Below are 26,263 nucleotides of genomic sequence, written 5' to 3'. Positions count from 1 at the left end.
GACCCACAACGACGTCGTCCAGAAACTCTGGAACCTGTACGACGTACTACAACAGTGTCAGAGGCATGCCTCGCCCCAAAACCGTGCATCCATTCTTCCTCGGCGCGCCAAAATGGCGCGCCGAGTTTTTTGGTGCGGTGGTTTTTGAATAATTAAGGCTCTGAAAATAAAGATAAAAAAGACGAATTCACCATTTTGGTACAGCGCTTGCTGCTTACATAGCATCTTATTTCGACGGCCTTACTTTTGGCCACTTCAGCGAGCTTGCGATGAACCAGTGCGTGTCCACTCTGTCGCCGAACCTATCGCCCACCTTTTCCGGCCACCGCTTTGATCGTGAACGGCACTGGGCGGCGTCGCTTAATCTCACCTTTGCTCAGCGCCATGGCGCGACCCGGCTGACACGCACGCACCATCATGGCCCGCTGCGGGTGCAGCGGCCGTTCTACCCGGAAGGCCGCGATGGTGCCTGCCATGTCTACCTGCTGCACCCGCCCGGCGGGCTGGTGAGCGGTGATGCGTTGAGCATAGGCGCTCATGTCGAACCTAACGCTCATGCGCTTTTGACCACGCCCGCCGCTAACAAGCTCTACAAAGCCGATAGCCAAGGCGTGGCGTGGTCTCAGCAGACGCACCTCAATGTCGCCGACGGCGGCACGCTCGAGTGGCTGCCCCAGGAAACTATCGCCTTTGATGGCTCGAAGGGCGAGCAGCGCACCACGATTGATCTTCACGGCAGCGCCCGCTGCCTGGGCTGGGAAGTGATGGCACTGGGTCGCCCGGCTAGCAAGCTCCCCTATCTATCCGGTCGCATCGAGCAGCGCTTTCGCCTGACCCGCGATGGTCAACCGCTGTGGCTGGAGCGTCAACCGCTCGACCCCACGCACCCGCGCTTTGCCGGGCACTGGGGGCAGGGGGGCGCGACGGTGCAGGCCACACTCTGGGCCGTGGGCCTTGAAGATGACGTTGAGGCCGTGAACGCACTGCGCGAAATGATTCCCGCCGACCCGTGCTGGGCGGTCACCGTGCGCCACGGCGTGCTGCTGCTGCGCTACCTGGGTAATGCCCGCAACGATGCCTGGGCGCTTTGCGAACAGGCCTGGCGTGTGCTGCGCCCCCGTTGGATTGCGCGCGAGGCTCACGCGCCGCGTATTTGGCGCACCTGATTTTCAAGGAGACACCATGGAACTGACCCCGCGAGACAAAGATAAGCTGTTGCTGTTCTCCGCCGCGCAACTGGCCGAGCGACGCCGCGCACGTGGCCTGAAGTTGAACTACCCCGAGGCGGTGGCGCTGATTAGCTTCGAGATTATGGAGGGCGCTCGCGACGGCAGAAGCGTGGCGGATCTGATGAGCCATGGCCGCGAGATTCTTAGCCGCGATGAAGTGATGGAAGGTGTGGCCGAGATGGTCGACGAGGTGCAGGTGGAGGCCACTTTTCCTGACGGCACCAAGCTTGTCACCGTCCATACCCCGATCAATTAAAACTGGCTGTGCTCGATCATGCTTTGTTGGTTGCACACCAAAAAATGCTCATTGACAGTTGTCAACTCCGCTTTTTTGTTGCTTACCGCCTTGCCTGATCTTCGCTCGCTCAGTTTTAAACCTAGGTGCCGAAAAATTAACAAGAGGGAAAACCAACATGATTCCCGGTCCAATGATTCCAGGACAGTATCAGTTGAAAGACGGCGAGATCGAGCTGTGCGCGGGGCCCGAGCGGATTACGGTCGAAGTGGCCAATACCGGCGATCGCCCCATTCAGATCGGCTCGCACTATCACTTTGCCGAGGCCAATCCGGCGCTTATTTTCGACCGCGACAAGGCGCGCGGCTACCGGCTGGACGTGGCGGCGGGCACGGCGATTCGCTTTGAGCCTGGCCAGAGCCGCGAAGTGACGCTGATTCCGTTCGTGGGCCGGCGCCATATCTACGGTTTCCGTGGTGACGTAATGGGTAAGTTGGACGCTAATTAATGCGGCGAGTTAACCGCGCTGCTCCTGAAGTGACCGTCTGCCGCAGGGAAGCGGCAGTCGAGCGTACAGGGAAGTATTCACAGCGTGTCACGCAGGGGCTGCGTTGTTGGCTGCACACCGACGAGGTAAACAATGAAGCCAGTGACTAAGATCAGCCGCCAAGCTTACGCCGATATGTACGGCCCCACGGTGGGCGACCGCGTGCGCTTGGGCGATACCGAACTGTGGATAGAAGTCGAGCAGGACGCCACCCACTACGGCGACGAGGTGAAATTTGGCGGCGGCAAGGTGATCCGCGACGGCATGGGTCAGAGTCAGCGTTTTGACGACACGGTGATGGACAGCGTGATCACCAACGCCCTGATTCTCGACTGGTGGGGCATCGTCAAAGCCGACGTGGGAATTCGCGGCGGTCGCATCAAAGCGATTGGCAAGGCGGGTAACCCCGACACCCAGCCCGATATCGAGATCGTGATTGGCCCCGGCACCGAAATCATCGCCGGTGAAGGCAAGATTCTCACCGCCGGTGGGCTCGATGCGCATATCCACTTTATTTGCCCCCAGCAGGTGGAAGAGGCGCTGATGAGCGGCATCACCACCATGCTTGGCGGCGGCACAGGGCCTGCCACCGGCACCAACGCCACCACCTGCACGCCGGGGGAGTGGCACATCGGCAAGATGCTCCAAGCGGTGGATGACATGCCGATGAACATCGGCTTTCTGGGCAAGGGCAACGCCAGCCTACCTGAAGCGCTGGAAGCGCAGCTCGACGCCGGCGCCATGGGCTTGAAGCTACACGAGGATTGGGGCACCACGCCGGCCTCGATCGACAACTGCTTGAGTGTCGCCGAGCGCTACGACGTTCAGATCGCGATCCACACCGATACCTTGAACGAATCGGGCTTTGTCGAGGATACGCTCGCGGCGTTCAACGAACGCTGTATCCACACCTACCACACCGAAGGCGCCGGCGGAGGGCACGCGCCCGATATCCTCACCGCTTGCTCGAAAGCCTACGTGCTGCCGTCCTCCACCAATCCCACGCGCCCCTACACGGTCAACACCATCGACGAGCACCTCGACATGCTGATGGTGTGCCACCACCTCGACCCCAACATCCCCGAGGACGTGGCCTTCGCCGACTCGCGTATCCGCCGCGAGACCATCGCCGCCGAGGACATTCTGCAAGATCTGGGCGTGATCTCGATGATCGCCTCCGATTCGCAAGCCATGGGGCGCGTCGGTGAAGTGGTCTGCCGCACCTGGCAGACCGCGCACAAAATGAAGGTACAGCGTGGCTTGCTACCGGAAGATGCGGCCTTGGGTGCGGACAACCTGCGCGCCAGGCGCTATATCGCCAAGTACACCATCAATCCGGCGATTACCCACGGCATCAGTCACGAGGTGGGCTCGGTGGAAGTGGGCAAACTGGCGGATTTGGTGCTGTGGAAGCCGGCCTTTTTTGGTACCAAGCCGGCACTCATCCTCAAAGGTGGCATGATCGCGGCGGCCCCCATGGGCGACCCCAATGCCTCGATTCCGACGCCGCAGCCGGTGCACTACCGCCGCATGTTCGGTGCGCTGGGGCGCGCGGCAAGCCAAACGCGGCTGAGTTTTGTCAGCCAGGCGGCGCTGGATGCCGGGATCAAAGACAAGCTTGGCCTGCAAAGCGCGCTTTCGGCGTGCAAGAACGTACGCCAGGTGCGTAAGCAGGACATGAAGCTTAACGACGCCTGCCCTGAACTTACCGTCGACCCGCAGACGTATGAAGTGCGCTGCGATGGGGAGCTTCTGACCTGCGAGCCCGCCACCGAGCTGCCGCTGGCTCAGCGGTACCACTTGTTTTGATTGAGATATTATCCAGGGCGCCGGGGGTAGGCCTACGAGAGGGCGCTGTTAATACATCCGTGTACGCTACTTTTGCCATCCATGGCAAAAGACCCTCTCTACGGCCTACCCCCGACACGGCCGCCCCGAGCGAGAAAGGACGCTAGTTATGCTGAAACTGATAGAACGTCTAGGGCCAGTGGAGGCGAGCGCGGCGAGTGACACGCTGACGTTGCCGTTTGAGCTGCGCATGCGCGGGCGGTTGAAAGCCGAGAGCGATAGCGGCCGCACGCTGGGGCTCTTTCTCGATCGCGGCCCGGTACTGCGCGGCGGCGACGGCCTAAAAGCCGAAAACGGCGAGGTGATACGCGTCCAGGCCGCCGTCGAGCCCGTGGTCACCGCCCGTGTCGCGGCGGGCTTGCCGCTGGCGCGGCTCGCTTACCACTTGGGCAATCGCCACGTGCAGTTGGCGCTAGGTATCGATGAACAGCGCGAAGACGAACGCGGCGGCTGGGTGCGCTTCCCGCCGGATTATGTCCTGGAAGAGCTCGCCGCGCGTTTAGGCGCCGTACTTGAGTATCACGAGGCGACGTTCGACCCCGAACCGGGGGCTTACAACCAGGTCGGGGGGCACGACCATTCTCACCACGACCATTTTCACAATCATGCGCACGACCATGCCCACTGAGCCGCTCGCACTCCACCGACAGCAGGACGACCTGGCGCTGCTGGGCCTGCTGCAGCTGGTCAGCCCCGCGCTGCCTATCGGCGCCTTTGCCTTCTCGCAAGGCCTGGAAAGCGCCTTCGAGCTTGGCTGGGTGGAGGACGAGGCGAGCCTCGCCCGGTGGCTCTCCGGCGTGCTGGGTGACGGCCTGACCCGCTGCGAGCTGCCGGTGCTGGCACGGCTGCAAACGGCGCTGGCCGAGCACGATAGCGCCAGCGTCGCCGAGTGGGACGCCTGGCTGGGTAGCCCCGTGATTTGGTTACTGTTAGGCGCCGGTGTGCTGGGCGTGGCGGCCGTCGCGCTGCTCGCCCGGCGCGCGTGGCGTAAGCGGCAGGAAGGGATAAAACAGGTGCGCGCAAAAAGCCGCGTATAAACACTTAACGCCGGTATCCGATGCAGCCCGAGCGCGTTTTCACGCCTCGGGCTGTGTTTTTAGGTAACCGGTGTGGGGAAAGGGTAAAGAAATATGTGAAAGCGCAGTTTCCCCTCAAGTTATGGGCGACGTTAGTCGATAATAAGCGGGCTAAAAATCATTCCTTTTGCTAGTTCCCAGAGTGTATTCATGATGACAACCCCTTCTTCCCGCACCCGTCGGGCCATAAGCCTGCAGACCAAAGTGCTCTTTCTGGTCCTTTTCCCCTTGCTCGTGGTGATGACCGCCTTGGTGGCCTACGACAGCTACAGCCGCGTGCAGGATACCCGGGACTCCCTGGCCGCGCAGCGCGAGCAGCTGATCGATGAGCGGCGCAAAGCGGTACGCGACGTGGTGCAAACGGCGAAAACGGCGATTGCTCCCATTTATGCAGACGCCAGCGCCACCAATCGCCTGGCCAAAAGTCGCGCGGCGGAAATTCTGCGCTCAATCCGCTTTGAGGGCGATAACTACATTTTTGTCTATCAGTACGATGGCACCAACGTGGTGCTGCCCCACGCCACCGAGCGCGAGGGCACCGATATGCGCAACGTGCAGACCCCAGACGGCGACTACTTGGTGCGCGACTTGATCAAAATCGCCAAAGAGGGCGGCGGTTACTACGAATACCCCTGGGAGTACCCGGGTACCGATGAGCCGCAGCCCAAGCACTCCTACGTGGATGGCCTGGATAAGTGGGGCTGGATGCTCGGTGCGGGCGTCTACGTCACCGATGTAGACGACACCATGGCGGCGCTTAAAGCGGACGCGATGGCCGATTTGCGCACCACCATTATCGCCAGTGTGCTGATAGGACTTGCGCTTTTCGCCGGCGTGGCGGTAGTGGCCTATTTGCTGGTCCGCCGCACCATTCAGCCGATTAAGCGCACCGCCGCGGCGATGCACGATATCGCCCAAGGCAAAGGCGACCTGACCCGCCGTTTAACGGTGGAGAGCCACGATGAAATCGGCAACCTGGCCACGCAGTTCAACGCCTTCGTCGCGCGTATGCAGGAGACGCTGCGCGATGTGCGCCGTAGCTCTATTAGCGTGCATCACGCCGCCGGTGAGATCGCCCACAGCAGCGATGAACTCGCCACCCGCACCGAGCAGTCGGCGGCCAACCTGCAAGAAACCTCGGCCTCCATGGAGGAGATCACCTCCACGGTGACCCATAGCGCGGATAACGCCCAGCAAGCCAATCAACTGGTGCAATCCACCGCCGAAGTGGCCCACCGCGGTGAAGACGCCATGGGGCAGGTCGAGAGCACCATGCAGGACATCAACGACTCCGCGACGCGTATCAGCGAAATCGTCACCATGATCGATGCGATCGCCTTCCAGACCAACATCCTGGCGCTCAATGCCTCGGTAGAGGCGGCGCGGGCCGGGGAGCACGGCCGTGGCTTTGCCGTGGTCGCCCAGGAAGTGCGCACCCTGGCCAACCGCTCAAGCGAGGCCTCGAAAGAGATCCGCACCCTAATCGATACCTCGGTGCAGTACACCCACACCGGCGCCGATCTCGTGCGCAACGCCGGTGCCACCATGCGTGAGATCGTCGAAAGCGTGGCGAAAGTCACCGATGTGATCGGCGAAATCAGCGCCGGCGCCAAAGAGCAGAGCAGCGGCATCGGCCAGATCAACACCGCCGTGGCCGAAATGGATACCATGACCCAGCAAAACGCTGCCATGGTACAAGAGTCCACCACCGCCGCCGCTGACATGCGACGCCATGCCGAACACTTAAACGTACTGCTTAACGCCTTCGTTCTGGGTGAAGACGATCAAGGCGATGAGATGTCCGGTTCACAGCCCGCGCTCTCTGCCCCGGCGCGTCGCCACCGCCAAGAGGACGAGTGGGAGACGTTTTAATCGCCCCGCCTTAGCGAAACGCACCCTATCTCGCCCGCAGTAAGTGCGTATATTTCGGTGTAGAATTACGTCTTTGACCGAAACACGAGATGGGGTGCGCGATGCGCTACAAAGATAGACAACAGCTTGGCGACGAGTGGCAGACGCTTTTGCAGCGCACGTCTACGCCTGCGCGCCAAGCGGTTGCGGCGCTGGTGGAGACCCACCAGGAGTCTTTTGCCACCCACTTCTACCAGGTGATGCTGGACGACACCACCGCCTCGCTCTTTCTCTCCAACGACCAGGTGAAACAGCGCCTCAATCCCTCGATGCAGCGCTGGCTCGGCGCGATGTTCAGCGTTGAGCACGATGATTTTGAAGCCCTGGTCGAGCAGCAAGAAAAAATCGGCCAGGTGCACGCGCGGATCGATATCCCCGTGAACCTGGTGCTCAACGGCGCCCGCCAGCTTAAACTCGCCTTCTACCGCCAGATCAATCGCGACATGGACGCCGCCATGCGCGGCGATGCGTCCGTGTATGTCTCCGACCATATCGACATGGCCATGGAGATCATGAGCCACGCCTACTCGGTCGCCAACGACCGCAATGCCCGCACTGAGGAAGCGTACCGGCTGTTCTCCTTGACCCAGAGCGTGGGGGATGAGCGCGAACGCCAGCGCTCGGCGCTACTGAACTGGGAAAACACGCTAATGTACGCGGTGGCGGCGCAGCAAAGCGCCGATTCACTGCCACCCCTGGCGAGTTCGGAGTTTGGCCTGTGGTATTTGCACAAAGCCTGCCACGCCTTTGAAGGCGCACCGGAAATCACCACCATCAATCAGCGTATTGAACAGATAGATAACCAGTGGCTGGATAAGCTTCACAGCGCGGAGTCAGCATCACGGCTGAAAGCGCTGAGCGATATTCGCGATGCCACGCGCTCCATTTTGCTGCTGCTGGATAATATGCTTGAGCGCGCCAGCGGCCTAGAGGCCGGGCGCGATAGCTTGACGAGCCTGCTGAACCGCAAGTTTCTGCCCGTGGTGCTGAATCGCGAAATCGAAATGGGCCGCCGCGCCAATAAGCGTTTCGCGCTCTTGATGGTGGATATCGATCACTTCAAAGCCTTCAACGACAACCATGGCCACGATGCCGGCGACAGCGTCCTGCAGCAGGTGGCCAGCCTTCTGGATGCCGCCACCCGCGGCGGCGACTACGTGTTCCGCATGGGCGGCGAGGAGTTCTTGCTCGTGCTGGTCGATACCGACCCCGAAGGCAGCCGCCTGTTCGCCGAACGGCTGCGCCGCACAATCGCCCACGAGCCAATGCTGGTCGCGGGCGATACCCTGCTCAATGTCACCATCAGCGTCGGCGTTACCCTGCACGATGGCCATCCCGACTATCAGCGCTCGCTGCAGCGCGCCGATCAAGCGCTCTACCAGGCCAAGCACAACGGGCGAAACTGCGTCGTCGTGCAGTAGCTGTTGGGGCAATTACGCCCTCGCCTCTTGGCGGTAGCGGCGAGGCTTGACTAGGGTTAAGGCAACGTCGCCATCCTTAAACGCGAGGAGTTGCCGAGTCCATGGATGTCACCACGCTCAATCAGATGTTGGCCTCTGCGAAGGTGGATGCACAGCACCCCGCCGTCGTTGAGCTAGGGCGAGAGTCGCTCGCGACCACGCGCCGCCAGGAGGTGCTCGACCGCAGCGCGCGTCTCGCCGGCGGGCTTGAGCAGCAAGGGCTTGAGCGCGGCGACCGGGTGGTGATCCTCGCCCCCAACAGCGTCGACTGGATCATCTCGGCGCTGGGCATCCTGCATGCCGGCGGCGTGGTGGTGCCGCTGGATACCCAGATGCCCGGCGAGGATTTGCAGCATGCCCTTGATGATGGTGAGCCGCGTTTCGCCATCACCACTGGCGCGCTGCGCTCGCGTTTGGCCGAGATCGAAGCGTCGGTGACGCTGTTTCTGCTCGACGGCGAAGCGTCCAATGAAGAAGCGTCCGGTCAAACGCAGGACGAGCCCAACGCCGGTTCTTGCCAACCCAAGCCTTGGCGTACCTTGCTGGAAGCCGAGCCGATACCGATTCGCGCGCACGTCGAGGATACTGCGGCGCTGTTTTATACCTCCGGCACCACTGGGCCGCCCAAGGGCGTGCCGCTGACCCATTACAACATCGCCAGCAACGTCAAGGCGCTGTGCAGTCAGGATCTGGCGGACAGCCGCGATCGCGTCCTGGTGCCCTTGCCGTTTCACCACGTTTACCCCTTTACCGTGGGGATTCTGGTGCCCTTCACCCTGGGCGCGCCGATCATCATTCCCTTCTCCTTGGTCGGGCCGCAGATCATCCGGGCGCTACGCGAGGGCGATGCCACCTTGATAGAGGCGGTGCCCCGGCTCTACGAAGCGATCTGGAGTGCGCTGCACGAGCGCGTGGCCGGGCGCGGTAAGCTAGCGGCGGCGCTGTTTTCTGGGTTGCTCCAGATATCGATGATCGCCCGCCGGCGCTTTGGCTGGCGGTTGGGCAAACGCCTGTTCGGCACGCTGCACCAACGTATGGCCCCGCGGCTGCGCCTGATGGTGGCGGGGGGCGCCGCGCTCGACCCTGAACTGGGCGCCAAACTACAAGGGTTGGGCTGGGAAGTGGCCACCGGCTACGGACTCAGCGAAACCTCGCCGATTCTGACCATGAACCCGCCCGAGCGCGTGCGCCTTAAAAGCGCCGGTGCGGCGCTGCCCGGCGTTGAGCTGCGCATCGCCGAAAGCGAAAAGCCTGCTCAGGAAGGCGAAACACATAAGGGCGAAACAAAGCAGGGTGAGATATTGGCGCGTGGTCCCAACGTCTTCAGTGGTTACTGGAACCTACCGGAGAAGACCCGGGAAGATCTCGATGAAGACGGCTGGTTTCACACCGGCGATGTCGGCTGGCTGGACGAGGACGGCTATCTCTACCTAGCGGGCCGCAAGTCGGCGATGATCGTGCTTTCCGGCGGCGAGAACGTGGACCCCGAGCGCGTCGAGAAGGCGCTGGCGGCTTCCGATAAGATCCGCGAAGCCGGTATTCTTGAGTACAAAGATCGCCTGGCGGCGGTAGTGGTGCCGGAACCTGGCCTACTGGATGAGGCCAGTGGGGAAGAGCGCCGCCGCGCCGTGGAGGACGCCGTGAGCGACGCGGCCCGCGAGCTTCCCAGCCACCACCGGCCGGGGGAGCTTAGAATCACCCTCGACCCGCTGCCCCGCACCCGCTTGGGTAAGCTGCGCCGGCATAAAGTGAGAGAACTATTCGACAGCCTGGGCGACGTTGATGAGACGTCTCAGGCGGCGCCCGAGCCGATCTCCCCGGAAGCCATGGCGCCGGAGGATCAGCAACTCCTCTCCGACCCGGCGGCGGAGCAGACCTGGCACTATCTGGCCAAGCGGTTCAACGACATTCGCCTCACCCCCGACAGCAGCCTGGCACGGGATTTGGGCATCGATTCGCTCAGCTGGGTCGATTTGACCCTAGCGCTGCGCGAGCGTGCCGGGATTGAGCTGGACGATGCCGCCATTTCCCGGGTTCAGAGCGTGCGCGACCTGCTCAACGAGGCGGCGGGGGCCGCCGGCGCCGAGGACGCGGGAGAAGACTTGCTGACCGCGCTTGAGCAACCCGACAACATGCTCGATGACGACCAAAAAGCGACGCTGTCGCCGCGCAGCGCCTTGCAGCGGGCCGTGGGCGTGGGGCTACTGGGCGTGACGCGGGGGGCCGCTTATCTCTTCGCGGACCTAAAAGTGGAGGGCCGTTTACCCACCGAAGGCCCGTATCTGCTCGCGCCGCGCCATTTAAGCGTGCTCGACCCGCTGGTGCTCACGCGAATACTCGACCGCGACCAGCTGGAGTCGCTCTACTGGGCGGGCTGGACCGGCATGCTGTTTTCCGGGCGTGTAACGCACTGGCTAAGTCGCTGCGCGCGGATATTGCCGATCGACCCTGGGGCGGCGCCCCGCAGCAGCCTGGCACTGGCGGTAAGCTGCCTGGAGCGTGGCCACAGCCTGGTTTGGTTTCCCGAGGGGCAGCGCTCCCTCGATGGCCGCTTGCAACGCTTCAAACCGGGTCTGGGGCTAGTGCTGCGCGCCAAGCCAGTGCCGGTGGTGCCCGTCTGGATTGAAGGCACCTGGGAGGCCTTGCCACCGGGGAAATGGCTGCCGAAGCGTAAGCGCGTCAGGGTGGTGATTGGCAAGCCGATCGACCCTGAGCGCTTTGCGGAGGACGAGCAAGCGATAGTCGAACGCGTTCACGATGAGGTCGCCGCGCTGGCTAAAGGCTGAATAAAAAAATGCCCTGACCGGGTAGTGGGAACAGTCAGGGCAACGGCAAAGCGGTGTGGCAGGCCTTTTTCCTCTCTCCCTGTGTCTCGGAGCGCTTCCTTTCAGACCTCAAGGGCTTTCCTTGGCCGCCACACCCTTACTGTGCATAGGTCGTCGGGAGAATGCGTTAACCTAGGTTATGTCGTGGTGACATTTTTTTGTCTCCTTTTTACCGAGGTACGTTATTCCACTCGTGCTCACGCACCCGACCAGCCGGCGAGAATTGGCACATAAACCAGCAGCACGCTGATCAATTCCCTTAGCGCCTACGCCTCCGCTCGCCTAGACATAAGCGGCCTGCCCGGTTACGATACGCAACCACTAAGCGCCCGTAGCTCAGTTGGATAGAGTATCGGCCTCCGAAGCCGAGGGTCGCAGGTTCAAATCCTGCCGGGCGCGCCAATGATTTCAAGGGCTTACGTTAACGCGTAGGCCCTTATTTTTTGCCTGTGACCATTCTGTGACCAAATCGTGGCCACAATGTCTCGACCCTCTTCTTAATGCGCTTTGTTAGCCATGACATTCGGCATTTTGTGGTCACAGTCGTGGTCACACGTAATGGCTCTCAGTTCCCACCATCGCGATACCGTTCCGAGCCGATCAGAAGCTGCTGCTACAAGCGGGCAAGTTGATAGATGAAGAGGTTCCGGATCCCTGTCATGTCTTGCTCCAGCGCGTGACAAGCGTCTTTGAGGGTAACGAAAGGGTTGCTTGGCGTGGAAACCAAAAGGTTACTATGCTCGCAGACTCACAGCTGGACGGCATTTAATAATACAATTAGACGAGGGTGTAGTCATCAAATAGACGATAAAATACCCAGCAAATGGACGCTAAAAGAGGTGCGGTATGGTAACCCCTTATCTTCCCCGGTTGATTCGAGATCGAGTGCTTGACTCCCTCACTGATACACCGGTGGTCTGTCTTCTGGGTCCTCGTCAGGTGGGCAAGACGACGCTTGCTCAGCGTGTCGACCCCGAGCGCACTTATCTTAACCTGGATGATTCGACGCTACTTGAAGCGGCGCAGCAGGATCCAATCGGCTTTGTCGAGAATCTCCCCGAACGGGTCACTCTAGATGAGGTACAGCGGGCACCAGAGCTACTATTGGCGATCAAATCGGTAGTAGACCGTGATCGTCGGCCGGGCCGTTTTTTGCTGACAGGCTCTGCCAACTTGCTGTTGCTGCCTAAGGCGCAGGACTCCCTCGCTGGTCGCATGGAAGTTATCTACCTGCATCCGCTGACAGAACAGGAAAAACGGGTGAGTACGTCTACCTTGCTGGCCACGCTGATGGATGGGCAAATGACGACGAGGGTGGTGACGGATAGTGTTCCACTTTCCCCCACGGCAGAGGTGCTATGTCAGGGTGGCTATCCTGAACCCAACCGTCGGCTGCCCCATCGGGCACGTCAGTGGTATCGGCAGTACCTCAATGCCATCGTACAGCGTGACGTGCGAGATATCGCTGCTATACAGGACGAGGACGGGATGCTGCGCCTAATGGAGGTGCTCGCTTACCGCACCGCGAGCCTGCTCAACATCAGTAATCTGAGCAAGGAGCTAGGAATGGAGCGCAGCACGGTTGCCAAGTACCTCGGTATCCTGGAGCGTCTATTTCTGGTTCATCAGCTCCCTGCCTGGCATCGCAACCAGGCCAAGCGGCTGATCAAAAGCCCCAAGTTGCACCTGGTAGATACCGGTCTTGCCGCAGCACTGGGACGCCTGGGACCGAATCAGTGGCTGGCAGAGGCAGAACGCTTCGGTGCTTTGCTGGAGAGTCATGTGGTCGAGCAGCTGGTCGCTCAGGCCTCCTGGCTCGACCCGGAATTGCGGTTCTCACATTATCGAGACAAGGATCAGGTAGAAGTTGATCTCGTTATTGAGCGTGGCCAAGAACTCTGGGGCGTGGAGGTCAAGCGTGCCGCCAGCATTCAAGCCAAGGACGCCGCCGGGCTCGCTCGGCTCGCCGATCAGGCCGGCAAAAGCTTCCGTGGGGGAATGTTAATCTACACCGGCCGCCACTGCCTCAAACTGCAAGTGCCGGGCTGCTTCGCCGTTCCTATCGGTATGCTGTGGGGAGAGGAGCCAGGCCAAGCTATTTCCAGCGAAGCTGCGCTACAGGCCTTGACTGATCAGGCCCAGGATCTAGGTATGTGACATTGAAATAGCCGCATTTGGTTATCAATCAGCGCGGAAAACCGCTTACTTTTAGTGAGCGGATGGATAGCGCGGCATCCACCGGATGCCATTGCTGACGGTTTGTGCAGTGCTATACTACCCATGCCGACACGGCCTACCGAGGGGCACTCGGGAAGATACGTCTGTGGAGACGATGTGAGACCTGGGGGATATGAGTTGGCTCGCCACCGTAAAAATCCCCACTGTGGGACTTTTGCGGCGATAACCAAGCCATTCCCTCGGGCAGTCGTCTTAGAAGCAGAAACCAGGAAGGTGACGACCTGGGAATCCCCTTCCTTTTCGTCGTTAGACGGCAGCGCAAGCTGAGGAAGGGGAGGATGTCAATTCGCACCTTGAATCGCCTTCAAACTCGGGCACAAGGCGTTGACGAACTGGTTGAGCTGCTGCGCCACCCACTCGCGGCATTCGCCGTCACTGGGGAAGTCACTGAGCTGAGCATAGCTGGCGAAGCCAAGGTCACCGTTGGATCGGCGGCTGTCGCTCCTCTCGGGGAGCTCGGCGAGGATCTGCTCACGCTCCTCGTTGAGACGGTTGAGTATCTGCTTGGCCTCCGACTTGGCGCCAGTGCAAAACACGCCACAGACACCATCCCCCCCATCGAACGGAAAGCGGTAAGCCAGATCCCCGGGTAAGGCATGGATACCCTAACGTGGTTGCGGGGCCGGTAGGTCGGCGCTTCCTGCTCCGGGTCATCGAAGCTGATGCGCGTAAGCGGCTCCCACCAGGCGCGCTCGTCGCTCATTGAGGGGGCTTCGCCTCTTACCTCGACTTCGGCTTCCTCGGCGACCTCCTGCAGCGCGCTACCATCGCACGTCTGAAGGTGGACGAAGGTGCGCTCGATAGTCTCGGTCCTGGCCACCACCCGCGGCTGCACCAACAGACCCTGCTCGCCGAACTGGTAGAGGGCGACTTCCACCAGCCCAAAGCTGAAGCCGAGTGCAGCATTGCGGGTGATCAGGTCCGCCATGCCGCTGATGCCTTCGCAGATGCCGTCGCCGGCGATCAGCAGCAGGAAACGCCCCTCGCGTAGGGCGCGGGCGGTGGCGTCCACGAAGGCGGCCTCGTCAAGGTCCTGCTGCAGCTCCCGGGCGGCCTTGAAGGGGACGTTGCCCTTGCGCCCCGTGGCAGCCGCGACACGGCGCTGCAGGTCGGCGTAGCTCCAGCCGGAGACGGCCCGGGCGTAGTCGAGGATCTGGGCGATCACCTTGCGCCGCGCCTCGGGGTTGCGCCACAGCTTGCACTCCACCAGCGTCAGCCGGCCGGAGGGGTTGATGAAGACCACATCCACCAGGCCGGCCTCGGTCGAGAGCTCAATGCAGAGCGGCGCCAGCGGGGCGCAACCTCCTCGATAGGCAGCAGGTCCGGGTTGCCGGCGAGCAGGTCGCGCAGCCAGGCCTCGTTGCGGCCATCGGTGAAACCCATCGGCACCTTGCGGGCCATCTCTATTTCAGCTTTCTCGTTCCGCTAAACCAACATGTTTCCGTATGTGGGCATCCTTGCACTCTCTTTAATTTATCGTTGGTCATCCCCCACTCAGCCGCGTTAGAAGTCGGGGTACTACTTGAACTCCGAGGCGTCCATACGCCCGCGCAGGATGTCGGCTGCCTTGAACAGGTGCCGCTCAAGCTGGTTGAGGGTGAGGATCATATTGCTTCCTTGAGAATAAATTTAATCCGCTGATTTGGGCGTATCCGACATGGGCACATATTCGATGATGTCTTCGACCTTACAGCCAAAATATGCACACAACCGATCAACATTTTCAGTGCCGGTGTTGTAGCCACGCTGGTTAGCGATTTTCGACAGGGTTGTCCGGTGTATACCGGTTTCTTGCGACACTTCATCAAGCGTAACCCGCCGATTTTCTTGGAAGCCTTTCTCAGCAAGTAGCTCTTTTAAACGGAATCGAATCATAGTGGGTGGCCTTTTTACATTGGCTTCATCCTACCAAACACTTTGGGTTCCCGCATCTAATGTTGAGTAAAAGCTACAAAAAGCGCTTGACATCATCTTTCCTCTGTCTATTATGTAGCGTGTAAGCTACATAAAGCCACTAAGGAGTACATAAGATGCCTACTCACTACTTGACAACAAGCGAGCTTGCCGAACGCATTAAATATGATGCCCGCACCATCCGCGAACGTTTAAAAGACGATGTCCTGCTGGAAGGCATTCACTACATCCGCCCGTTTGGCGGCCGCAAGATTCTGTACCTGTGGGAGCCGATCGAGCGCGACATGCAGCTGCACTCCAAAGAAGAAAGCATTGGCGTGCCGATGGCCGGGGGAGGTGTTTGCCATGGGTAAAGTCGCTGCGCGTAAAGAGACCGGCAAGCTGTACTTTGATTTTCGCTATCTAGGGAAACGCTGCCGCGAACAAACGTCACTGGATAACACGGCTGCCAACCGCAAGAAGCTAGAGCGGATTTTGGAGAAGATCGAAGCGGAGATCACGCTGGGGTCATTTGATTACGGCCGTTACTTTCCGGATAGCCCGCGGGCAAAGACGCTAAGCAAGCGCGCGTTAACGGCAGTCGGCGGTTACCACGCGACACCGCTGCTGTTTGAGTTTGCCGAGACGTGGTTCGCGGAGAAGGAGATCGAATGGCGTGAGTCGCAGATCGTGACCGTGCGAGGGTGTTTGGATAGGCACATTTTGCCGGCCTTGGGAGATAAAGAGGTCGGCAGCATCACCCGCGCAGAGATTCTTGAGTTCCGGGCTTCCCTCGCCAAAGTGAACACCCGGAGCGGCAAGAAGATCTCTGCCAGCCGTATTAACCACATCATGACGCCATTGCGCATGATGTTGAATGAAGCCGCCGACCGCTATGAGTTTAGCTCACCGTATCGCGGGATTAAATCGCTCAATGTGCCACGCACGGATGTTGAGCCATTCTCCCTTGATGAAGTGCAGCAGATCATCGACCACGTGCGCGACGACTTTCGTCAGTACTACATCGTGCGCTTTTTTACCGGTATGCGGACCGGGGAGATTGATGGCCTTACGTGGGAGCACGTCGATTTTGTTCGCCGGCAAATCCTGGTGCATCAAGCGCTGGTGCGCGGTCAGTTCGTGCCGACTAAAACTGATGGCTCCTATCGTTCAATCGATATGTCGCAGCCAGTTTTTGACGCGCTGAAGATGCAGTACGCCGTGACGGGCAAGACAGGGCTGGTGTTCACCACGCGAAAAGGCACCCAGCTTTCGCATCACAACGTCACCAAGCGTGTTTGGTATCCGTTGCTTGAAGAGCTTGGTTTGAAAAAGCGCCGGCCTTACCAAACTCGCCATACCGCCGCGACGTTGTGGTTAGCCGCTGGCGAGAGCCCGGAATGGATCGCTCGCCAAATGGGCCATACCACCACGGAAATGCTGTTCCGCGTTTACTCGCGCTTTGTGCCCAACCTAACGCGCCAAGACGGCTCTGCCTTTGAACGTATGCTCGAACAAAAACGCGCCTAGGAGATAGCGATGAAAAACCTTGATGATCTGATGATGACTCAGAACGATATCGAACATTCACTACGCGCGACGGCAGCGCGTCAGGCCCAGCGCCGTGTCGAACGGCGCCTAGCGGAGTCTCTGGCAGTCGCCACACATTTAGCCAACGGCAGCGCGTTGGTCATGTGGCTCGGCGAGGGGCATGAAGCGAATAATTTTGAAGCACTCGTGACATGGGTGGGCAGCACGCTGAAGCAGCTGAAGCTTGACGCCAACCGCTATGCCATTCCGCTGCTGCTGGCGGAACTCGAGCGCACGCTCTGGGCGTGGGAGGATCAAACATGGCAGTAACACAAAAAACCACGGCTCAGCGGGCAGGGCGTCAGTTTGAGGGTGAGCTTTATGTGGCGGGGGTTGAGGGCCCCGAATGGCTGATGCAGCACCAAGTGTGGTCGCTTTACCTGATTGGCCCGAAGGGCAATTACCGCTTCTATCTCACTGATCGTCACGTTACAGCGCAGGGCGTACCGACCATGGGGCAGCGGCTAAACGTAACGGTCAAGTGGGCGCGCTTTGTCAGTCAGAAGCTTTGCTTTATCAACGCCTATGAGGTGCTGAGCGGCTAAAGCTAGGCAGATCCTCATCTATCAGCTCGACTTATCCCCACCCCCTCTTAGCCAGGCGGTGGGGATAGTTTTTATAGAACTTAACTTGACGTTGAGTCATCCCCCAAGCCCAACACCAGCATCGCCATGAACGCGGCAAAGCGAACCGCTTCCCATAGCGGCTGCTGGAACTCTGAGTAATGGCCCCGCGTGATCTTGAGGTTGGCATTGCCGTACCAGTGGCGGGTGCGGCCTGAAGGGGAGGGCGTGGGTATTAAATCAATACGCTTATGGGGAATGCCGGTCGCTTTAGACCAATGCTGTTTAATGCTCTTCTCCTTCGCCGTGGCCTCGACTTCTACAACGAGATAAACATGCTGAAAACAGCGCAGCGGGCGTAAGAGTTCGCGAACACAGTTAATGGCTTCCGCATCGGGTAGTGCGAGCTGCCCGGTGCTGCGTTGCATGTGATTACGCAGCGTTATGAGGCTTTCCTCTGCAACGGTGGGCTGTGATTGATGCCAATCGAGCAGGCGGTGAAAAAACTGCCCCGCTTCTCTCAACACGGGCGGCTTGATCGGCGGGGCCATGCAACGTTCCAGCTCTGGCTGGTAAATATTTTTTGACGCGACGCGCCGCGACCGATCATAGCGATTGTCTTCACGGCTAAATTGCTGATTGGTGCGTCGCGTTTTGCGTTGCATCAGCACTTCGCCATTTTCTAACCAGAGAGAAAGCTGCTCAGGGTCGAGAACGAACCGCCTGGCGGTCTGCCAGATAGCATCATCAAGGGGTACGTTGCGTTGCTCTTGTTGCTCGACAAGCCGTAGGCTTTGATAAATCGTCGTGGCTTCCGGCCAGTCAAACGCGGCTTCCATGGGGTTATCCAGCGGATTTTCGGTCGGCGCCTGATAAGGTTGCCATTCGTCGTCCAGAGGATCTTTTGTCAGGTATTTCTTCCAGTCGTCTGTTAGATACTGCAATAGTTCGCTGGCTTGTGTCTGGCCTTTTAACTTCCGGCGATTACGCCAACTGCTCAGCGCTGTTTTTGTTTGAAGGTTCAGCAGCACGAACTGTTGATCGATACTGAGCGTGGGGTTAAAGCGTTCACGTAGGGCTTGGCCAAGCACCCAGTCCAATAAGTGGGTATAGGAGCTAAGCGTTTCTTCGGGGCTTGCATGCCCTGCCCAAAGCGCGAGTTGCCAGAGCCGTTTGCGAGAAGGGCGATCTTGAGGCGCAAGGCCGGCTAAAGCCGATATATCGGCGTCAGCGTTTGGCATTGCGATAGTGCGATGGTCATCCGTTAGCCATGTGCGGGGTAGTAGCTCGCCTGGTACGCGCTCCAGCAGACGCAGCAGGATAAAGGTCACAAAGCTATGCCGCAGGTGGTGGTAGCGTAGCGAGTGATCGCCACTGACTGTTTTCAAGGCGGTTTGTATGGGGTGAAAGAGGGCCTTGTCTTCCAGCAGTAAACGGCCATTTCCGCCGCGGCAAAAAAGTAACTGCTTCTGTATCTGTTTGGTGGTGATTTCCCCTTGGCGACGCTTCACCCAGTCAATGAGTTGCTTCCGCTCTTCTGGCATCAACAGCCACAGCGGCAACCGTCGTGTGGCCGAGTAGCTCTTACCCTGTCGGTACTCATTGGAGCGAATGATGACCTCGCCATCTTGAGCGTCGTGATCAAAAAGGTAGGGGACATCTTTTAACATCAGCCCCGCGCATTCACTACGTCGAATCCCGAGGCGGTAACCCAGTATTAGCGCAAGCTTTTGCATGGTACGAAAGCGCTCGGGCTGTTGGGAGGCGTCAATCAATGCCAGAGCGCGGCGAAATTCGGCGGGCGTAATGATATTCACATCGACGCGCTGTTTTACGCCACTTGTGTTTTCCAGGTCGATAGGGGGCGCTGCCTGTGTGTCGACCAAAAAATGATGGAAATCGCAGAGGCGGTTTTGCGTTTTTGCCCGATCTCCGTTTGGCTTTATGCTATTCAGGACGTTTTCATAGAGCGCTTCCCACTCATTAGCACTCGCTGAAGATACATCTCCAAACGCTTGGCTATGGGCGACAAGTGGGCGCGCTATGATCGATAAATACGTAGCAGCAGACCGGGCGGCAAGCCTGGATTTAACGCGGCCGCCTTTTTGCATCAACTTTTGGCACCATTTTGCCAATAACGTGACCATGACATCGTTATTGTTTGAAACAGCGAGAAAGGCATCAATATTGGCGATTGCCTCGCGTCTGCCTGTTTGGCCCACCAACGATGCCGAGAAACACCGCTGCAGCTGGCGAAGTTGTTTTAGCTGGTCGGAAGCGGTAGTGCGAGCCAGAGTGGGTGTCTGAAAGTCCAGGTAAACCTCATCGCCAGCGCTCTCCATTGCAGTAGCGGCTAACACGTTGCGGTGAAGCAGTCTCTGCCACGTTGATGGGCGTAGTGATAACGCAATATCGGTTTTGCTTGCGTAATGTGTCAGCAACGGCATCATTTCCAGCGCCGCCGCTGTTTTAGCCATTGATAAAAGAGCTGAAAAGCTCGCCGGTGTTTTATTGGCGGCAATCTGATTGAGATAAAACATCAAGCACTGCTCGACGGGCACGATAATTTTGGAAGCAGTACGAGGCCATATCCTGCCGATACGCTGATACGTGTTAAGAAGCAGCAGTTGATTCAGCGGGCTTAAAAATAAGCGCCGGTAGCAAAAACGCTGCTCTTCTTCGATGGGAGGTTCAGGGGGCGATTTGGCAAGTGGGTCGGCATTCGATGTGTCGTTACCGTTTTCTGGGGCTTCATTTTCGTCGCCTGCATTGGCGGGCTGTACGCATTCTTTTAACGTGAGAAACCCCGTGCCAGCTGAAAAGGTGATGCCTTGCTCAAAAGCATCCGGCAATTGCTCGAAGTAACGTTTATGCAGCAGAGCGCCTTCGCGAATTAGTTGAAATATCCATCGCCCGGTAAGCCATTTATGCAGGGCATGCCCGCTAAGTCCCGTCGAGCTTGGCATTGCATCGTGCATCTCTACCACAGGATCCCACGTATGCAATTCGGCGAATGAGTGGGTCGTTACGGTAGGTGAAGGCCGCTTAACGACCACCAGGGGGCTAGGAATAGAGACCTGCCAGCTAAGTGTGGCATGGCCGCGCTCTAACCCTTTTACCAGCAAATTGTGTGCGATTTGCAGCGCGTGAGGCGAGGCTGATTGGTGAAGGTTGTCGAAGACAGCCGTAATGGCTTTGTCCGGAAAAACGAGCCCGTGCTTTCCTTCTAAAGCTCCAGGTACGGCACTTTCCAAAGTCTCAAGAGTCGCTAATAAGCTCTTATATTGGCCCATTGTGCGCTGGTAACGACGTGTTTCCTGACCATCAGTTGCCATTTTTGTTGGTTTCGCTAGCTTCCAGCCGGGCCAGATGGTCTTATCGTTCACAGTGCTGCTCCTTTTAAAGCTTTCCAGCCTAGGCGCAACATTAAGCGCTCGATGATCGGCGTTAAGAGATTTCGGTATTCTTGAGGACACAATGTTGAGTAGCTTGCCCAGGGTTCTTGGCCTGCATCCCAGTGCCCCATGAACGCGTCAACAATTTCTGATGAGCAGCCATTTTCCTTTAGGTGGGTGTGAAGGAAATGCCGATTGATATTCAGAGGCGGGTCACCAGGCCAGTGGAGCTGGCTTTTCAACCGTGAGGGCGTGACAGCTTTGGGGTTGCCGTTATCGTCCAAAAACATAAACGGTGTGTCCCAATCCTTCTGCAGAAAAAATTGCAGGCGCCCTAAAAGGCCTTGGCGGTGGCGGTGATAGTGCTGCAACTGCTCGACCATCATGTTGGTGAGCGGTAAAAAACGCGCATGGCTTTGCTTATCGTCGGTTTTGTCGGCAATCACAATCAGTTGACGTGACAGGGATATATTGTTCCACAGAGGCAGCGGATCGCGAACGCTGCGATAGCCGGTTGAAAACATCAGCATGGCGACGGTATAGGCCACATAGGCGTTATGCATTCGGAAAAGCGTTACAGGAGATGCGTTCTTTTTGGCGGCTTTGATCTGCGTTTGCATGCTAGCAACGAGATCTGCTATATAAGCCGTTTGGGGCACCAGCTTAGAACCGACATAGGTCATTTCTTCTGATTGCTTTGTCGTGCCTGCGATAGCAACACTCTCGTTTACTGCTGGATGCTGTGCATCTGAGCCCTGATGCTCGATGGCGTTTAGGGCCTTGGTATAGCGCTGTTCCAGATAACACGTACTCGGTGCGTAATAGTAGAGCGATGCCTGTTGGCCGAGCGTGGGATTACGAGCTGCCACTAAACATGCTGCTGTTAAATCCGCGTCACCCTGGTTGAGCATATTGAAAAGATGAGTGCTTAAGCGGTATTCGGTTAAACGGGCTCCTGTTTGACGGTTAGTGTCGGAGAGAAGTGTTTTTAGGTCGCGCTCTAGCTCCGCCCAGCCGTCTTTTGTGAACAGTGGCAATGAATGTGAGCGCTCTTTAGCCCTTGAGGCGAGGTGGCGTGCGTGGGATGCCATCATCTGCCAGCAAAACGGCAAGATAGGGAATGCCATACGGTCTTTTGTGCTGCGCATGTGGGCAGGCCACTCACCCGTCAACTGGCGACTGCTTTCCGGTCGGTAGACGCCGGATATCCAATAGGGAGCGTCGCTATAAAAGACATAAATGGATTGCTCGCTAATGACTTGAGGGATTTGCTTATTACGCGTAACAATCTGTGCATTGAGAACGCTTTCCAAGCTTCGGCCAGTTGTTAACAACAATCCGATCACGCAGCCAATACGGCGGCGCTTGCTTGAATCTAATTGGTTGAGCTGCTGCATTAGCTGATAAAGATCAAAAGCACTCAGCTGTTCCCACCGCCCCGGCAGCAGTTGCGCTGCCTTGTCTTGAAAAATTTGCTGGCTACGCGTGCGAAACACCGCTTGTAGAGAGGAGTCGCCCTTTGCGGCTTTGATGGGGGCGTCACTTTGTGTCAGCTCGGTAGATGGACGCTCCTCTGTTGTCGATAACCCCGACGTACGAAGTTCCCCTTCAGCTTTTGCGCTTATATCCGGTGGTAGGGCAACGGTAGAAGCAGATGTTTCCTGCCAGCGGTCGTCAGGATCATCGTCAAAGTGACGCCGACGAGTTGGTCTATTTTCTGAAGAGGATTCTTTTTCTTCTTGGTATCCCCGTCGGGGCTGGCGCTTATTCAATGCGTAAGCCAAAAAACGGCCTAACTCTTTGATATAAATATCTTGTTGCTTGGTATCATCATCCACTTCATACGCATCGCACCGTTTGCGCAGCTCTTCCGTCGGTTGGTCTAGCGGCGAAAGAAAGTCCAGCCAGTCGGCTTCTATGCGCCGAACCACTTTGCAAGCGGCTTCTAAGTTCTTCAGGTAGGTGGTTTTCTTAAGACGCTTTTCGCGCTGTTCGGTAAAATTTTGATCTTCTTCAGCAGCCTGCATATCGGCACGCCATTGATACGCCGCATAGATGACGTGGGCCAGCAGCATCAGCCGGTCATCTAGCCTTTCTGTCTCATCTGGTGCTTTGGCAAGCTTGAGCAGGGCACCGTGCACAGGGTTTGAGCCGTGAATACCTCTTTCGCCTTGGCCCTCCTGTGACGATAGTTCTAACTTACCACTACTGATAGCCTCGGCCAGCGTTAAAAGCGCTGATGAATCCCAGGCTTCGTCGCCAATGCTAGCCACGTTTTCAATAGTGGGTGCCAATAGCGGTTGAAGCTTTTCAATGGCAAAGAAGTCCTGACGAGGCTGCAGGATTTCTTCCAGCAGGGTGAGAAGCTGCGTATTATTTTTCACGAGTCTCCTTCTTTTTCTTTTTCGCCAAGTCTCGACGGTTAATATTGAATGCATCAGCAAAGGAGGTTTTGTGTCCTAGTTGTTCAGACACGTTCGCTAACGATTGAGGGTGATGAGAAGCTAGGTATTGCCAGAGCGATGCTAAGTACGTTGAAGATTCTTTGGGTGAGAGCGCATTTAAAGCATCGGCTGAAAATGCTAAAGACAGTGCCAGCGCCTCTACGTCTTTTTTCAAGGGAGCTTCAACGACGTTAACCCTTACTTTTTCGCTGCCAGGTAAACGAGATTTTGCGATATGCAGTGCATAAAGGTTGCCGATGCACGCGAATTGAGCACCACTCTTTTTTTTGGGGTCTTCGTATACGATGGGAGGATGCTGAATGATAAGCGCTTTTATAGCTAAAGTTGTCATTGCCTGTGAGTCTTTTAGCGACGGTGGGCGAGCCAAGAAGAGCGCTTTAGCGCGATATGACATATGGTGGTCTACCTCGATCTGAGATAGAAAAATCCTTCTTGAGCCACAGTCCTTGAGCATTACAACACCCATTTTTTATAAGGAGATGTCTTTCGCTGCCATATAATGGCACTATTTCAAGGTATGTATATTTACTTTTTATCATGAATTTTAAACGGCGCAACCCCTTTTATGTAAAAAAACTTCAGCGTGACGATGTCACAGTGAAGTATGCACTAAGAGGTGGTGAGCAGATATTTATTAACACAAATAATTTTCATGATACCTCGATTTTATTAGTTATAGTTAATTTTTTATTTGTCTGTGGCATCGTCATTTTGACGTTTTAAGTGATTCTGAAACCCTGCACTCACCCACTTGCACGATATGCCATCATAGCGGCGACGCTTTTGGATCAGCACAGGGTTGCCCATGAACGCTACCCCGCTGGCCTACCAGCTTTCTGGCCATATCACGGCTGAGGATCCGCTCAACGTGAGCTATTTCGGTATAGACGACACACCCCATGGGTAGGTGTTCCTTAACGGCGGCACTCGCCGGGGGCCACTGCGTAAAGCGGGGTTGAACATGCTGATTCGTGAGCTTGCAAAAGCCCACGACAAATCTGAGGATCGCATTTTTGACCGCGCGCAGATGTACATGCTGGCTGAGGGCGTTGATGTCTCGCGTGAGGTAAATAATGAAGCCACGGCCCAATGTTCCGTGATGCGCAGGAATGCCTGCAAAGCGATGGAGCGTATCTTCCCGCGATGGGTAGCGATGAAACCGTGGCGCGACATGCCGGACGTTGGCAGAGAAGTGCTAGACCCTCCCAGCCCGGAAGACGTACGGGCAGCAGCCGTCAATATGCTTGGCGAAGCACACGCCCAGCGCTGGATGGTAAACCCCCATGCGCAGCTGGAAAACCAACGTCCTATTGCTGTATTAGAGACAAATCCTCAGCGCGTTTATGCGTTATTGCCGTTGGGAAAGGTGGGTGGAAATGAGTGAGAAAGGACAGCAGACGACCGAGGCTGTGTGAAAACGTGTTGGCCGCTATACTTTGACCAGGTCCGATGAGGAAATGGCGATGAAGCGATTCGTGGTAGGCGAGGCCCGAGACCAAAGCACCTTGTTCCCTGCGCTTTTGGACGACTTCATCGCAGACGATAACCCTGTCCGTGCCATAGAGGCATTCGTAGAAGGTCTCGACCTCAGAGAACTTGGTTTCAAGGGCGTCGATCCGCATGCAACAGGTAGGCCCGCCTATCATCCCGCTGTACTCCTGAAACTCTATATCTATGGCTACCTTAATCGCATCCAGTCGAGTCGCCGCTTAGAGCGCGAGACGCAGCGCAATGTCGAGCTGATGTGGCTGACAGAGCGCCTGACACCAGATTTCAAGACGATTGCAGACTTCAGAAAGGACAATGGCGATGCCATCCGCCGTGTGTGTCGAGAGTTCATCGTGCTTTGCCGGCGACTGGAGCTGTTCTCCCAAGCCATCGTGGCCATCGATGGCAGCAAGTTCAAAGCCGTCAACAACCGCAATCGCAATTTCACAGCGACCAAGGTGAAGCGTCGCCTTGAGCAGATCGAAGAAAGCTTCAATAGGTACCTTGGTCAACTAGACACAGCCGACCACGCGGAGCCCGCCTTGGCCGAGGCCAAGACGGAACACCTGAAGGAGAAAATTATAAAGCTCAGGGAAGAAACGGCTCGATTACAAACAGTTGAGGAACAGCGGCTGCAATCTCCCGACCAGCAAGTATCTTTGACGGATCCAGATGCCAGGGCGATGGCCACCAGTGGTAGAGGCACCGGGACGGTAGGTTATAACGTGCAGACAGCGGTCGATAGCCAGCACCATTTAATTGTGGCCCATGAGGTGACCAATATTGGGCATGATCGGGGGCAGCTCTTCAACATGGCGAAGCAAGCGCGTGAAGCCACTGGCATTAAGGAGCTGAAGGTCGTAGCTGACAGAGGCTACTTCAAGGGGGAAGAGATTCTCGCCTGCCATAAAGAAGGGATAACGACCTACCTGCCGAAGCCGATGACATCTCCAAACCAGGCCAAGGGCTTTTACCCAAGAGACGCATTCCGGTACTTGCCTGAAAGTAATGAATATTTTTGTCCCGCTGGTCAGCGGCTCATATGGCGATATGAAACGATAGAAAAGGGAATGAAGCTGCATACTTACTGGAGCTCGGCATGTGCAAGCTGCGCTATGAAAGAAAAATGCACGACTGGCAAGCAACGACGGATCAGACGTTGGGAGCATGAAGATGTGCTTGAATCTGCACAGTCACGTCTCGATTGGAATCCAGAGATGATGCGCCTAAGGCGACAAACGGTGGAGCATCCATTCGGCACGCTAAAGGCGTGGATGGGGGCGACACACTTCGCGACAAAGCGTTTTAGAAATGTGAGCACGGAAATGAGTCTTCATGTGTTGGCGTACAACCTGAAGCGCGTCATAAAGATCCTGGGCGTCAATGCGTTGATGAGGGCTGCGAGGGCGTAACAGCCCTTTTTTCTCTGTATTCTAGGGCCGTGATTGCGAATGCAGTGGGTTCCTGATGATTCCATCATTTCCATATGTCACAACAGCA

General features: G+C 57.4%; 20 protein-coding genes, 1 tRNA gene and 1 pseudogene. 17 read left to right on the top strand and 5 right to left on the bottom strand.

The window, feature by feature from the left end:
- The first annotated feature begins 269 nt into the window (after nt 1-269).
- The 11 genes and pseudogenes from BQ9846_RS06880 to BQ9846_RS06830 all read left to right on the top strand — a co-directional run bounded on the left by BQ9846_RS06880 (nt 270) and on the right by BQ9846_RS06830 (nt 13,288).
- Nucleotides 270-1,166, top strand: a complete 897-nt coding sequence (locus tag BQ9846_RS06880; protein ID WP_075880146.1) for an urease accessory protein UreD — start codon at nt 270-272, stop codon at nt 1,164-1,166.
- A gap of 16 nt (nt 1,167-1,182) precedes the next feature.
- A complete protein-coding gene (locus tag BQ9846_RS06875) occupies nt 1,183-1,485 on the top strand; it encodes an urease subunit gamma (protein WP_075880144.1) in 303 nt (100 codons plus the stop codon).
- Nucleotides 1,486-1,657: 172 nt separating this feature from the next.
- A complete protein-coding gene (locus BQ9846_RS06870; RefSeq protein WP_075881678.1) occupies nt 1,658-1,972 on the top strand; it encodes an urease subunit beta in 315 nt (104 codons plus the stop codon).
- 132 nt (nt 1,973-2,104) lie between these two features.
- Nucleotides 2,105-3,820, top strand: coding sequence for an urease subunit alpha (gene ureC, locus BQ9846_RS06865; RefSeq protein ID WP_075880142.1), 1,716 nt, complete (start codon nt 2,105-2,107; stop codon nt 3,818-3,820).
- A gap of 148 nt (nt 3,821-3,968) precedes the next feature.
- The gene (ureE, locus tag BQ9846_RS06860; protein ID WP_075880140.1) at nt 3,969-4,487 is read left to right on the top strand and encodes an urease accessory protein UreE; all 519 of its coding nucleotides are present in this window, start codon (nt 3,969-3,971) and stop codon (nt 4,485-4,487) included.
- A pseudogene (locus tag BQ9846_RS06855) lies at nt 4,477-4,770 on the top strand (urease accessory protein UreF); the annotation flags it as partial. The gene ureE and the pseudogene BQ9846_RS06855, both read left to right, overlap by 11 nt.
- Nucleotides 4,771-5,088: 318 nt before the next feature.
- Nucleotides 5,089-6,807: a methyl-accepting chemotaxis protein gene (locus BQ9846_RS06850; protein WP_075881677.1), complete on the top strand. Its 1,719-nt coding sequence runs from the start codon at nt 5,089-5,091 to the stop codon at nt 6,805-6,807.
- A gap of 101 nt (nt 6,808-6,908) precedes the next feature.
- On the top strand, nt 6,909-8,267 hold the full coding sequence (locus BQ9846_RS06845; RefSeq protein ID WP_075880139.1) for a diguanylate cyclase: 1,359 nt from the start codon (nt 6,909-6,911) through the stop codon (nt 8,265-8,267).
- Between the two features lie 101 nt (nt 8,268-8,368).
- Complete coding sequence (locus BQ9846_RS06840; protein WP_075880137.1) at nt 8,369-11,092, top strand: AMP-binding protein; 2,724 nt, start codon at nt 8,369-8,371, stop codon at nt 11,090-11,092.
- A 364-nt stretch (nt 11,093-11,456) separates the two neighbouring features.
- Nucleotides 11,457-11,533 (top strand) — tRNA-Arg (locus BQ9846_RS06835).
- A gap of 444 nt (nt 11,534-11,977) precedes the next feature.
- Nucleotides 11,978-13,288 carry an ATP-binding protein gene (locus BQ9846_RS06830; protein ID WP_083651506.1) on the top strand — a complete coding sequence of 437 codons (1,311 nt, stop codon included), beginning with the start codon at nt 11,978-11,980 and terminating at the stop codon, nt 13,286-13,288.
- A 385-nt stretch (nt 13,289-13,673) separates the two neighbouring features.
- Here the strand turns inward: BQ9846_RS06830 and BQ9846_RS06825 are convergent, their stop codons facing one another.
- Both BQ9846_RS06825 and BQ9846_RS06820 read right to left on the bottom strand, forming a co-directional pair.
- Nucleotides 13,674-14,618: a hypothetical protein gene (locus BQ9846_RS06825; RefSeq protein ID WP_210433180.1), complete on the bottom strand. Its 945-nt coding sequence runs from the start codon at nt 14,616-14,618 to the stop codon at nt 13,674-13,676.
- 380 nt (nt 14,619-14,998) lie between these two features.
- Nucleotides 14,999-15,244, bottom strand: a complete 246-nt coding sequence (locus BQ9846_RS06820; protein WP_075880135.1) for a helix-turn-helix domain-containing protein — start codon at nt 15,242-15,244, stop codon at nt 14,999-15,001.
- Nucleotides 15,245-15,399: 155 nt separating this feature from the next.
- Between BQ9846_RS06820 and BQ9846_RS06815 the strand changes: the two genes are divergently transcribed.
- From BQ9846_RS06815 to BQ9846_RS06800, 4 genes are read left to right on the top strand one after another with little or no spacing between them, the layout of a single operon-like run.
- The gene (locus BQ9846_RS06815; protein ID WP_075880133.1) at nt 15,400-15,636 is read left to right on the top strand and encodes a hypothetical protein; all 237 of its coding nucleotides are present in this window, start codon (nt 15,400-15,402) and stop codon (nt 15,634-15,636) included.
- On the top strand, nt 15,629-16,792 hold the full coding sequence (locus tag BQ9846_RS06810) for an Arm DNA-binding domain-containing protein (protein ID WP_075880131.1): 1,164 nt from the start codon (nt 15,629-15,631) through the stop codon (nt 16,790-16,792). Before BQ9846_RS06815 ends, BQ9846_RS06810 begins: the two co-directional genes overlap by 8 nt.
- A gap of 9 nt (nt 16,793-16,801) precedes the next feature.
- Nucleotides 16,802-17,122: a hypothetical protein gene (locus BQ9846_RS06805; RefSeq protein WP_075880129.1), complete on the top strand. Its 321-nt coding sequence runs from the start codon at nt 16,802-16,804 to the stop codon at nt 17,120-17,122.
- Nucleotides 17,113-17,397 (top strand): hypothetical protein, encoded by a 285-nt coding sequence (locus BQ9846_RS06800; protein ID WP_075880127.1) that lies wholly within the window; start codon nt 17,113-17,115, stop codon nt 17,395-17,397. The genes BQ9846_RS06805 and BQ9846_RS06800 overlap by 10 nt, the downstream gene beginning before the upstream one ends.
- Before the next feature lie 80 nt (nt 17,398-17,477).
- Here BQ9846_RS06800 and BQ9846_RS06795 read toward each other — a convergent pair whose 3' ends face one another.
- The 3 genes from BQ9846_RS06795 to BQ9846_RS06785 form a co-directional block, all read right to left on the bottom strand.
- Nucleotides 17,478-20,393 (bottom strand): site-specific integrase, encoded by a 2,916-nt coding sequence (locus BQ9846_RS06795; protein ID WP_235818936.1) that lies wholly within the window; start codon nt 20,391-20,393, stop codon nt 17,478-17,480.
- A 404-nt stretch (nt 20,394-20,797) separates the two neighbouring features.
- Nucleotides 20,798-23,194, bottom strand: a complete 2,397-nt coding sequence (locus tag BQ9846_RS06790; RefSeq protein ID WP_075880123.1) for a hypothetical protein — start codon at nt 23,192-23,194, stop codon at nt 20,798-20,800.
- Nucleotides 23,184-23,729 (bottom strand): hypothetical protein, encoded by a 546-nt coding sequence (locus tag BQ9846_RS06785; protein WP_075880121.1) that lies wholly within the window; start codon nt 23,727-23,729, stop codon nt 23,184-23,186. Before BQ9846_RS06785 ends, BQ9846_RS06790 begins: the two co-directional genes overlap by 11 nt.
- Nucleotides 23,730-24,236: 507 nt before the next feature.
- Here BQ9846_RS06785 and BQ9846_RS06775 point away from each other — a divergent pair.
- Nucleotides 24,237-24,659 (top strand): antitoxin Xre/MbcA/ParS toxin-binding domain-containing protein, encoded by a 423-nt coding sequence (locus BQ9846_RS06775; protein ID WP_075880117.1) that lies wholly within the window; start codon nt 24,237-24,239, stop codon nt 24,657-24,659.
- Nucleotides 24,660-24,738: 79 nt separating this feature from the next.
- Nucleotides 24,739-26,175: an IS1182 family transposase gene (locus BQ9846_RS06770; RefSeq protein WP_075880115.1), complete on the top strand. Its 1,437-nt coding sequence runs from the start codon at nt 24,739-24,741 to the stop codon at nt 26,173-26,175.
- Nucleotides 26,176-26,263: the final 88 nt, after the last annotated feature.

Origin of the sequence: Vreelandella massiliensis (assembly GCF_900155385.1) — a bacterium.
GTDB classification, from domain to species: domain Bacteria; phylum Pseudomonadota; class Gammaproteobacteria; order Pseudomonadales; family Halomonadaceae; genus Vreelandella; species Vreelandella massiliensis.
The sequence above is the reverse complement of the archived record's forward strand: the minus strand, read 5'-3'. Positions and strand labels throughout refer to the sequence as shown.